Source organism: Citrobacter gillenii (genome assembly GCF_013337685.1).
Classification (GTDB): domain Bacteria; phylum Pseudomonadota; class Gammaproteobacteria; order Enterobacterales; family Enterobacteriaceae; genus Citrobacter; species Citrobacter gillenii.
This window is the reverse complement of record NZ_SUQN01000007.1, coordinates 418451-426629: the sequence shown is the minus strand read 5'-3', so window position 1 is coordinate 426629 and position 8179 is coordinate 418451. Positions and strand designations below refer to the sequence as shown.

General features: G+C 52.5%; 8 protein-coding genes. 2 read left to right on the top strand and 6 right to left on the bottom strand.

The window, feature by feature from the left end:
* The first annotated feature begins 151 nt into the window (after nt 1-151).
* Entirely contained in the window at nt 152-856 is a 705-nt protein-coding gene (locus FCH32_RS18775; RefSeq protein WP_096758963.1) for a FadR/GntR family transcriptional regulator, read from the top strand.
* 1 nt (nt 857) lies between these two features.
* A complete protein-coding gene (gene mdtD, locus FCH32_RS18770; protein WP_096758964.1) occupies nt 858-2285 on the top strand; it encodes a multidrug transporter subunit MdtD in 1428 nt (475 codons plus the stop codon).
* On the opposite strand, the gene rbsR is transcribed toward mdtD, so the two are convergent.
* The 6 genes from rbsR to rbsD form a co-directional block, all read right to left on the bottom strand.
* On the bottom strand, nt 2251-3243 hold the full coding sequence (gene rbsR / locus FCH32_RS18765) for a ribose operon transcriptional repressor RbsR (protein ID WP_096758965.1): 993 nt from the start codon (nt 3241-3243) through the stop codon (nt 2251-2253). The two genes, mdtD and rbsR, sit on opposite strands and share 35 nt — an antisense overlap.
* A 3-nt stretch (nt 3244-3246) precedes the next feature.
* Nucleotides 3247-4176, bottom strand: coding sequence for a ribokinase (rbsK, locus tag FCH32_RS18760; protein ID WP_115259866.1), 930 nt, complete (start codon nt 4174-4176; stop codon nt 3247-3249).
* Nucleotides 4177-4313: 137 nt separating this feature from the next.
* Nucleotides 4314-5204 carry a ribose ABC transporter substrate-binding protein RbsB gene (gene rbsB, locus FCH32_RS18755; protein ID WP_096758967.1) on the bottom strand — a complete coding sequence of 297 codons (891 nt, stop codon included), beginning with the start codon at nt 5202-5204 and terminating at the stop codon, nt 4314-4316.
* Between the two features lie 24 nt (nt 5205-5228).
* Nucleotides 5229-6194 carry a ribose ABC transporter permease gene (gene rbsC, locus FCH32_RS18750; RefSeq protein WP_096758968.1) on the bottom strand — a complete coding sequence of 322 codons (966 nt, stop codon included), beginning with the start codon at nt 6192-6194 and terminating at the stop codon, nt 5229-5231.
* A 5-nt stretch (nt 6195-6199) separates the two neighbouring features.
* Nucleotides 6200-7705 carry a ribose ABC transporter ATP-binding protein RbsA gene (rbsA, locus tag FCH32_RS18745; RefSeq protein ID WP_174361333.1) on the bottom strand — a complete coding sequence of 502 codons (1506 nt, stop codon included), beginning with the start codon at nt 7703-7705 and terminating at the stop codon, nt 6200-6202.
* 7 nt (nt 7706-7712) lie between these two features.
* A complete protein-coding gene (gene rbsD, locus FCH32_RS18740; RefSeq protein ID WP_115259868.1) occupies nt 7713-8132 on the bottom strand; it encodes a D-ribose pyranase in 420 nt (139 codons plus the stop codon).
* Nucleotides 8133-8179: the final 47 nt, after the last annotated feature.

Genomic DNA, 8179 nt, shown 5'->3' with positions numbered 1-8179 from the left:
AGGAAATTTAAAATAACTTTCTGAGTGCGCGTTATTTCACCAAAACTGTCTTTAACATGCCATAAAATAAGCAATCTGCCGTTTTTGCAACCGCAATCACACTTCCTGATGGCATACTAATGAATAAGAGAAAGAGTAAGGAAGAACATTCATGCCTTTAAATGCCCAACAGCTAGCCGCACAGAAAAACCTTTCCTATGTTCTGGCCGAAAAGCTGGCTCAGCGAATATTAAAAGGTGAGTACGCGCCAGGCGCCATCCTACCAGGTGAAATAGAACTGGGCAGCCAGTTCGGTGTGAGCCGTACAGCGGTAAGGGAAGCGGTAAAGACATTAACGGCAAAAGGTATGGTATTACCGCGCCCGCGTATTGGTACTCGCGTTATGCCACAAGCAAACTGGAACTTTCTCGATCAGGAACTGCTCACCTGGTGGATGACGGAAGATAATTTCCCTCAGGTCATCAAACATTTTCTGGTGATGCGCATTAGCCTGGAGCCTCAAGCCTGTTTACTGGCGGCTACTATCGGCACAGCAGAACAAAAAGCACATCTGACTACGTTAATGGAAGAGATGGTCGAGCTGAAAAGGAACTTTAAGCGCGAGCGCTGGATTGAGGTTGATATCGCCTGGCATGAGCACATCTATGAAATGAGTGCGAATCCATTTCTGATCTCCTTTGCCTCGTTATTCCATTCCGTCTACCAGACCTATTTTACCTCTATTACCTATAACGACGTGGTAAAGCTGGATTTGCATCAGGCTATTGTCGATGCCATAGAGGAGAGCGATGGCGATCGCGCCTTCACCGCCTGCCAGGCATTGCTGATAGCTCCTAACGATCTCCCGGATAAATAACATGCCTGAAAAGAAATCGCGCAGTATGGCCGGACTGCCATGGATCGCAGCCATGGCCTTTTTTATGCAGGCATTAGACGCCACCATCCTTAATACTGCGTTACCCGCCATCGCGCACAGCCTCAACCGCTCCCCACTCGCCATGCAGTCTGCCATTATCAGCTACACCCTGACGGTAGCGATGTTGATCCCGGTAAGTGGCTGGCTGGCTGACCGCTTCGGCACCCGACGTATCTTTATGATTGCCGTGAGTCTGTTTACCCTGGGTTCACTTGCCTGTGCACTCTCCGGCTCTTTAACCCAACTGGTTATTTTCCGCGTGATACAAGGCATTGGTGGCGCAATGATGATGCCGGTTGCCCGCCTGGCGCTATTACGCGCCTACCCGCGCAGTGAGCTGCTCCCGGTCCTTAACTTCGTGACTATGCCGGGACTGGTGGGACCCATTTTAGGTCCGGTCCTGGGCGGAGTACTGGTCACGTGGGCCAGCTGGCATTGGATCTTCTTGATTAATATTCCGATTGGCATCGCCGGCATCTTCTACGCCCGCAAATATATGCCTAACTTCACGACGCCGCGCCGCCGTTTTGATATGACTGGCTTCTTTCTCTTTGGTCTGAGTCTGGTACTGTTCTCTAGCGGAGTAGAGTTGTTCGGTGAAAAGCTTGTCGCCAGTTGGGTCGCTCTCAGCATTATTCTTGGCAGTATTTTGCTGCTGCTCGCTTACATCCGCCACGCGCGCCGCCATCCCACACCGTTAATTTCTCTGCCAATCTTTAAGACCCGCACCTTCTCGGTCGGTATCGCGGGAAACCTTGCCACACGTCTGGGAACGGGGTGTGTCCCTTTCTTAATGCCGCTGATGTTGCAGGTAGGCTTTGGCTACCCGGCGCTAATAGCCGGTTGCATGATGGCGCCGACGGCGCTGGGATCTATTCTGGCGAAATCGATGGTGACGCAGGTTCTGCGTCGTCTTGGCTACCGCACCACGCTGGTCGGCGTCACGGTATTTATCGGCCTGATGATTGCGCAGTTCTCTTTGCAATCTCCCGCGATGCCAGTCTGGATGCTGATCCTGCCGCTGTTCATTTTAGGTATGGGAATGTCCACCCAGTTTACTTCAATGAATACCATTACCCTTGCGGATCTAACCGATGATAATGCCAGTAGTGGCAACAGCGTGTTAGCCGTCACGCAGCAGCTGTCGATCAGCTTAGGGGTGGCGATTAGCGCCGCCGTACTGCGTGTCTATGAAGGCATGGAAGGAACCAATACGGTAGAACAGTTCCACTATACCTTTATTACGATGGGCGCGATTACGGTGATATCAGCGCTGATGTTCATGCTGCTAAAAGCCAAAGATGGCCGCAACCTGATCAATGATCGGCATAAGTCTAAACCGACCCCCGCACCATCAGAACAGGAGTAAGCTGCAGGCGCTGTTGCTGTAAAGCGGGCTGCGCCATGCGGTGGATTAATACGTCGATGGCCAGCTCACCCAGTTCATCTTTCGGTTGGTGGATAGTGGTGAGCGGTGGCGTCATGTAGCGCGCCAGTTCGATATCATCATAGCCCACGACCGCCATATCCTGCGGAATGCGCAATCCTGACTGATACAGAGCCTGATACGCCCCCACAGCCATTGCATCATTGCCCGCAAAAACGGCCTGTGGTCGCTGGTTATGTGACAACAGCGTTTGCATGGCTTCAAACCCACCGCCGAACTCAAAATCACCGGTGATCTCATAGCCCTGAGGAATATCCAGCCCTGCACGCTTCATCGCTTCCCGGTATCCCTCCAGCCGCAAACGTGCCGGCGTTTTATCCAGTGGACCGGTAATACAAGCTATGCGCGTAAAGCCCTTATCAATGAGATGCTGAGTTGCCAGATCGCCACCCAGTAGGGAATTGTCCTGAATCAGGTCACTTTCCCCTTCAAAGGGTGACCAGTCCATCATCACGGTGGGAATAGAAGGGTAGCGCTGCATGATCTCCATGGAAGGCTGATGGGTTTCGGTGCAGAGCAGCAGTAAGCCGTCCACCCGCTTTTGCATCAGCGTCTCCAGATTACGATTCATGCGCTGTTCATCGCCTTCGGTGTTGCACAACACCAGACTGTAGCCGCGCTCAAAACAGCTGCGCTCAACGCCGCGTACCAGTTCTGAATAGAAGGGGTTGGTACTGGCTGTGATTAACATGCCAATGGTGCGAGTCTGATTCAACTTGAGGCTACGCGCCAGCGCGGAAGGCGCGTAGTTAAGCTCTTTAATCGCAGCGTCAACTTTGCCGGTGATAGCCTCGCTGACAAAGCGATCTTTATTAATGACGTGAGAAACCGTCGACGTGGAAACACCCGCCAGGCGGGCAACGTCCTTCATTGTAGCCAAGCGTTACCTCTGCTGACCTAAAAACGCCTCAATTTCTTCGCGCCACGGAACGGAAGGTTGTGCACCTTTACGCGTTACCGCAATCGCCGCGGCCGCATGCGCAAAGCGAATCGCCTCAGGCAACGGTGTCTCTTCCAGTAACGCGGTAATTAACGCACCGTTAAAGGTATCACCGGCAGCGATGGTATCAACGGCGTCCACTTTAAAACCAGGAACACGATGACCTTCACCGTTTACGCTAGCCCACACACCACGACTTCCTAAGGTAATCAGTACGGTGTGAATTCCCTTTGCGTGCAGCGCCAGCGCTGCTTTAGCGGCATCTTCATCGTTTTCTACCCGGATCCCGGTCAGCTTTTCAGCTTCCGTTTCATTCGGGGTAATGATATCTACCAGCGACAGCAGTTCGTCAGGGAGTTCACGAGCCGGAGCCGGATTAAGCGCGACCGTCGTATTATGTCGACGCGCAATTTTTGCCGCAGCCAGTACGCTTTCAATGGGCGACTCTAACTGCATCAGTAAGGCCGAGGCCTGCGCAATACGGTCATGTTGAGCTTCCACTAACGCAGGAGAAAGTGCGGCATTCGCCCCGGCATGAATTGCGATAACATTCTCGCCTTCTGCGTTAACAAAAATCAGCGCCACGCCGGTCGCTTCGCCAGAAATCACGCTAACAGGCGCAATATCGATGTTATCGCTGGCTAATTGTTTACGTACACGCTCACCAATATCGTCATCTCCTGTACAGGCAATGAAGGCGATATTCGCACCACTACGACCCGCAGCAACCGCCTGGTTCGCGCCTTTTCCGCCAAATGCGACCTGATAGTGGCTACCGGTTACGGTTTCGCCAGGTGTCGGAAAAGAGTTAAGGTTAAGGATGTGATCGGCATTAATGCTGCCAAGTACAACGAGGTTGCCTGCGGTTTTCATGTTCGGAATTCCAAGTCAAAGTGCGCCACCGGGTTAGGGTGGCGCGTGCCCTGCTTTTCTTTTTACGCTTTCATCTTCAACGCTCTGAGGATGGCGTATTTATGTCGCCATCAGGTCGCGAGCGGCCTGAATCGCTATTACTGCTTGATGACCAGCTTCAGGTCAACCGGATATTTAGCCTGAACCTTCTCGCCCTTCAGTACCTTATCCGCAATATCAACGCCTTTCGCGCCAATCTGATCCGGTAACTGAGCGATGGTCGCAGCCAGTTTGCCATCATTTACCGCTTTTTCGCCATCAGGCGTGCCGTCAAATCCAACCACCATCACATCAGATTTACCCGCCGTTTGCAGAGCACGCAGCGCGCCCAGTGCCATTTCATCGTTCTGAGCAAATACGGCCTGCACATCAGGATGCGCGGTCAGCAGGTTCTGCATAACGTTCAGACCTTTGGTACGGTCGAAATCTGCCGGCTGGCTAGCCAGCACGTTAAATTTGTGTGCCGCAACGGCCTGCTGGAAACCTTCGCCACGCTCACGCGCCGCCGATGTTCCGGCAATACCCTGCAGTTCGATAACTTTCGCACCTTCGCCTGCTTTCTTCGCGATGTAGTCACCGGCAATTTTACCGCCCAGCACGTTATCAGACGCAATATGGCTGACAACATCCCCTTTGGTTGCCTGACGGTCCAGGGTGATCACCGGAATTTTCGCCTGGTTAGCCATCTTCACGGCATTACCCACGGCATCGGAGTCGGTTGGGTTAATCAGCAGAATTTTGGTTCCACGCACGGTTAAGTCCTGAACGTTCGCCAACTCTTTCGCCGGGTTGTTCTGCGAGTCCAGAATCACCAGGTTATAACCTAGCTTATCGGCTTCTTTTTGCGCCCCATCCTTCAGAGAGACAAAGAACGGGTTGTTAAGGGTAGAGACCACCAGCGCAATGGTATCTTTTGCCATCGCATTCGCGCTCACGGTGGCACTCAGCGCAACAGCAGAAACCAGGGTAGCCAGTTTTTTCATGTTCATATTTAAGATGTCCTGTAGTCGTTGTTACTGCTTTTTGTTGTCTACCAGTACCGCCAGCAAAATGACCACTGCTTTAACGATCATCTGGTAATAGGAGGAAACACCTAACAAATTCAAACCATTATTGAGGAAACCGAGAATCAGTGCGCCGATCAGCGTACCAACAATACGTCCTTTACCGCCAGCCAGGCTGGTGCCGCCTAATACCACCGCCGCGATAGCATCCAGTTCATAGCCGGTACCCGCCGTCGGTTGCGCTGAGGAGAGACGCGCCACTTCGATGATGCCCGCCAGAGAAGCCAGCAGCCCACAGAGTGAATAAACGATAATTTTGATCTTATTGACGCTGATACCGGACAGACGCGTTGCCGCTTCGTTACCGCCCAGCGCATAAATATATCGACCCAGACGGGTATGGTGCAGCATGTACCACGCGGCCAGGAAGACAATCCCCATGATCCATACTGGCGTAGGGACGCCTAACGGACGACCAATACCAAACCAGCCAAACAGATCGGCATTGTCGGTAAAGCCGGTGTTTACCGGACTGCCGTTGGTGTACACCATGGTGACGCCGCGCAGCAGCAGCATCATCACCAGCGTGGCGATAAACGCCTGCACGCGGCCTTTTGCCACAATAACGCCAGTCACGGCACCAACCGCCGCACCTAACGCCAGCGCAGCGGCAACGGCCACCAACGCGTTGACTTCAAGACCCACAATCGAAGCAGCAACGGCACCGGTAAGCGCCAGTAGCGAACCCACAGACAGATCGATACCCGACGTCAGAATAACCAGCGTCATACCAACTGCCATGATGGCGTTAACCGACGTTTGCTGGAGAATGTTGAACAGGTTATTAACGGTAAAAAAGTTGGGGCTCATGGTGGAAACAATCGCGATCAGCACTAACAGAGCGATGAGCGACTTTTGCTCCAGAAGCCATGCTTTAGTGAAATAACGGCGACCAGAAACAGCCTGGGTAGTCATCTTTTTTACTCCTGATTCACGCGATTAAGCTTGCCCACAGCGGCAGCCATTAATACTTCCTGAGTGGCCTGCTCGCGAGTGAATTCACCGCCGAGATGCCCTTCATGCATGACGATAATGCGATCGCTCATGCCCAATACTTCTGGCATCTCCGAAGAGACCAGAATGATGCTCAGCCCATCAGCCTTAAACTGGTTGATTAGCTGGTAAATCTCTTTTTTAGCCCCAACGTCCACGCCGCGCGTGGGTTCATCGAGGATCAGCACTTTGGGCCGGGTCATCAAACCACGCGCAATCGCCACTTTTTGCTGATTGCCACCGGAGAGCAGGCCGATTGCCTGTTCCATCGAGGGCGTTTTCACATTGAACAGACGGATAAAATCGCCCACCGCCTGCTGCTCATCTTTGTGTTTCAGACTGCCGCCCGTACGGCTGAAGTAACGCAGTGCGGTCAACGACATGTTCTCTTTCACCGACATGCCCAGCACTAAGCCGTCGCGTTTGCGGTCTTCAGAAATATAGACGATGCCGTTGGCCAGCCCATCCTGTTCAGAACGCGTAACCACTTCATGCCCGTCAAGCGTGACGTAACCACTGGTGCGCGGCAGCGCGCCGTATAACACTTTCATCAATTCAGTACGTCCGGCACCCATCAGACCCGACACGCCAAGGATCTCACCTTTACGCAGCGTGAATGACACATCATGCACTCCAGGGCCGCACAAGTTATCGACCTTCAGGCGCACATCGCCAGGCGCTTTATCCAGCCGCGGGTACTGATCTTCCAGCTTACGTCCCACCATCATTTCAATGAGTGAATCTTCGGTCAGTGAGGCCACTTCACGTTCGGCAATAAACTGCCCATCGCGGAACACCGTCACATCATCACAAATTTCGAAAATCTCTTTCATGCGGTGAGAAATATAGACAATGCCGCGTCCCTGAGATTTCAGTTCACGGATCACGCGGAACAGGGATTCGGTTTCGGTATCCGTCAACGCATCCGTCGGTTCATCCATAATGATGACCCGGGATTCAAAGCTCAGCACTTTGGCGATTTCAACCATCTGCTGATCGCCAATCGATAGCTCACCGACCAGCTTGTCGCTTTTAAAACGCAGATTAAGTTTAGCCAGCAACAGGTCTGCTTCGGCATACATCGTCTTCCAGTCGATTTTGCCAAAGCGATTCACAAACTCACGGCCGAGGAAAATGTTCTCGGCGATGGTGAGTTGCGGGATCAGGTTCAGTTCCTGGTGAATGATGCCGATCCCTGCTTCCTGAGAGGATTTAGGACCGTTAAAGGTGGTTTCTTTCCCCAGCCACAATAACGAACCGGCATCACGAGTGTAGATACCAGTCAGGACTTTCATCATGGTGGATTTGCCCGCGCCGTTTTCGCCCACCAGCGCCATAACGCGGCCGGAGTAAACATTCAACGCGGCGCCGGATAGCGCTTTAACGCCCGGGAACGCTTTATCGATCCCTTTGAGTTGCAGTAGTGCGTTCATGATGGCCTCAGAACGTGACGCCAGCACAAAGAATGATATTCGCATACGGAGAACATTCTCCGCTGCGAATTACCGCCTGACTGCCTGCGGTTTGTTTTTTGAATTGTTCATGCGTGGTGTAACGAATTTCTATGGTATTTCCCTGGTGTTGTTGCAGTTGCTCAATGTGGCTGAGCAACGTTTCGTGGAGTTGCGGATTATGTTGTTTGATTTCCGTCGCGAGAATGGCCGACTCGACCTGCATTTCACGCGTGACCACATCCAGTACCTGCATAAAAGAAGGTACGCCCTGGGTTAATGCCATATCGATACGCGTAGTACTATTTGGGATGGGTAAACCCGCATCACACACCACCAGCGTATCGGTATGCCCCAGACGGGAGATCACCGATGAAATTTCAGAGTTGAGTACCGTGCCTTTCTTCATTTTCTTTCCCCACTAGCGAAACGTTTCGCTGGTGATAAGTTTAGTCT

Excerpts from the sequence above, each read along its gene's own strand:
- mdtD (WP_096758964.1), top strand. The coding sequence starts at position 858 with ATGCCTGAAAAGAAATCGCGCAGTATGGCCGGACTGCCATGGATCGCA.
- rbsB (WP_096758967.1), bottom strand. The coding sequence starts at position 5,204 with ATGAACATGAAAAAACTGGCTACCCTGGTTTCTGCTGTTGCGCTGAGT.
- rbsC (WP_096758968.1), bottom strand. The coding sequence starts at position 6,194 with ATGACTACCCAGGCTGTTTCTGGTCGCCGTTATTTCACTAAAGCATGG.
- FCH32_RS18775 (WP_096758963.1), top strand. The coding sequence starts at position 152 with ATGCCTTTAAATGCCCAACAGCTAGCCGCACAGAAAAACCTTTCCTAT.
- rbsD (WP_115259868.1), bottom strand. The coding sequence starts at position 8,132 with ATGAAGAAAGGCACGGTACTCAACTCTGAAATTTCATCGGTGATCTCC.
- rbsA (WP_174361333.1), bottom strand. The coding sequence starts at position 7,705 with ATGAACGCACTACTGCAACTCAAAGGGATCGATAAAGCGTTCCCGGGC.
- rbsK (WP_115259866.1), bottom strand. The coding sequence starts at position 4,176 with ATGAAAACCGCAGGCAACCTCGTTGTACTTGGCAGCATTAATGCCGAT.